Source organism: Streptomyces sp. NPDC006265, from assembly GCF_040613555.1.
In the GTDB taxonomy this organism is placed as follows: Bacteria; Actinomycetota; Actinomycetes; order Streptomycetales; family Streptomycetaceae; genus Streptomyces.
In genome coordinates, this window is sequence record NZ_JBEXSH010001172.1 from 1 (window position 1) to 2,226 (window position 2,226).

Here is a 2,226-nt window from a genome sequence, read left to right on the forward strand (position 1 = left end):
GTCGACGTACCGGAGGACCTGCTCCGGGACCCCGCGGGTGTGCTGCTGCGGCTGCGCTGGACGGGGGACCTGGCACGGGCCTATGTGGGCGACGTTCTGGTCGCCGACCAGTTCTACTCGGGGCGGGTCTGGGACATCGGGCTGGACCGGCTGCCGGCCGGAGCGCTGCTCACAAAGGGACTGCGGCTGGAGGTGCTGCCGCTGGCCCGGGACGCGCCCGTGCACGTGCCGGGGCAGTCGGGTGACGCCTGGCGGGAGGCGCGTGTGCGGGACGCCGCATGGGTGGTCATGCGCCGCTGGAGCGTCCGGACCGGCTGAGACGTTCCGGGCACTTGCCCGGCCTATGCTGTGCTCCTGCCGGGCGGGTTCAGGACCGCCGTACCGACATCGAGGATCACCCGCCATGACACCGAGTGCCCCCGACGGTCCCGTCGCCAAGGGCCGCAGCAGGCGTAACTTCGCGGGGGCGCGGCCGGTGATGGCCGACGTGGCCCGGATGGCCGGTGTCTCCAAGCAGACCGTGTCGCGGGTGCTCAACGACCATCCGGCCGTCCGTCCCGAGACGCGCGAGGCGGTCTCGGAAGCCATGCGCACGCTCGGCTACCGGCCCAGCCGCAGCGCGCGGTCCCTGGCCAGTGGCAGGACCCGGATGCTCGGGGTCATCTCCTTCGACGCCGCCCGGTACGGGCCCGCCTCGATTCTCACGGCGATCAACACGGCCGCTCAGGAGGCCGGTTACCTCGTCAGCTCCATCGCCCTCGACACGGCCGACCGCGCCACCGTCGTCGAGGCCGTGAACCGGCTGTCGGCCGAGGGCGCGGACGGCGTGATCGCGATCGCGCCGCAGCTGTGGGTGGGCCGGGCCCTGGCGGAGACGACCGATCTGGGCACTCCCCTGGTGGTGCTGGAGAGCCCGCTCGACGACAGCACTCCCCTGGTCACCGGCGATTCCCGCACCGGCGCCCGCAAGGCCACCGAGCACCTTCTCGCCCTCGGCCACCCCACCGTGTGGCACATCGCCGGCCCGGCCGGCTGGACCTCCGCCGACCACCGGCTGACGAGCTGGCGGGCGACGCTCCAGGCAGCCGGCGCCGCCGTGCCGGACCCCCTGGTCGGGGACTGGAGCGCCGACTCCGGTTACGACCTGGGCCGTCGGCTGGCCCGGCGCCCGGAGGTGACGGCGGTGTTCGCCTCCAACGACCAGATGGCGCTCGGCCTGCTGCACGCCTTGCACGAGTCGGGGCGGTCCGTCCCCGGGGACGTCAGCGTCGTCGGCTATGACGACATCCCCGAGGCCGCGCACTTCCTGCCGCCGCTGACCACCGTCCGCACCGACTTCGCGGAGATCGGCACCCGTTCACTGCGCCTCCTCCTGGACCGGATCGACGGCCCGGGCGAGCGGCCCCGCGCCGACACCCTCGTGCCCGTGGATCTGGTGACGCGGGCCAGCAGCGGTCCCCCACCGGTGCGCTGAGGGGCGTTCGTCAGCCACTTTCCCCGGCGGCGGCCCGTTGCCAGGCCCCCTCCCTCAGCAGCCGCAGCCCGTTCAGGCCGACCAGGACCGTGGAGCCCTCGTGGCCCGCGACGCCCAGCGGCAGCGGCAGGTCACCGGCCAGGTCCCAGGCGACGAGTCCGGCGATGAACACCCCGGCGATCACGAGGTTCTGAACGACCAGCCTGCGGGCGCGGCGGGACAGGGCGACGGTGGCGGGGACCGCGGCGAGTTCGTCGCGCACGATGACGGCGTCGGCGGTCTCCAGGGCCAGGTCGGAACCGGCCCGGCCCATGGCGATCCCGGTGTGCGCGGCGGCCAGGGCGGGTGCGTCGTTGACGCCGTCCCCGACGACCAGCACCTTGCGGCCCGCGCTCTCCATCTCCCGGACGGCGTCCAGCTTGTCCTGCGGCAGCAGCCCGGCGCGCACGTCGTCGATACCGGCCTCGGCGGCGAGGTGGGCGGCGGCCCGGGGATTGTCGCCGGTGAGGAGCGCCGGGGCGCTGCCGGTGAGCCGGGCGAGGGACGCGACCGTGGCGGCGGCGTCCGGGCGCAGCCGGTCGGCGATGCCGAGCAGACCGGCGGGGGTGCCGTCGACGACGATCAGGACGGCGGTACGGCCGGACTCCTCCAGTTCCGCGGCCGTGGTTCGCCGACGCGGTAGCCGAGTTCGGCGGTGCCGTCCGCCAGATCCATCAGGTTCACCCGGCCGATCAGCTCGCCGTCCTCCCCGA

2 protein-coding genes and 1 pseudogene are annotated in these 2,226 nt (G+C 74.4%); 2 read left to right on the top strand and 1 reads right to left on the bottom strand.

The window, feature by feature from the left end; all coding sequences use genetic code 11:
* A pseudogene (locus ABZ281_RS46685) lies at positions 1-318 on the top strand (glycosyl hydrolase family 35); the annotation flags it as partial.
* An 85-nt stretch (positions 319-403) separates the two neighbouring features.
* Positions 404-1,474, top strand: coding sequence for a LacI family DNA-binding transcriptional regulator (locus ABZ281_RS46690; protein ID WP_356664614.1), 1,071 nt, complete (start codon positions 404-406; stop codon positions 1,472-1,474).
* 10 nt (positions 1,475-1,484) lie between these two features.
* Here ABZ281_RS46690 and ABZ281_RS46695 read toward each other — a convergent pair.
* On the bottom strand, positions 1,485-2,226 hold a 742-nt coding region (locus ABZ281_RS46695; RefSeq protein WP_356664616.1), incomplete at its 5' end, for an HAD-IC family P-type ATPase.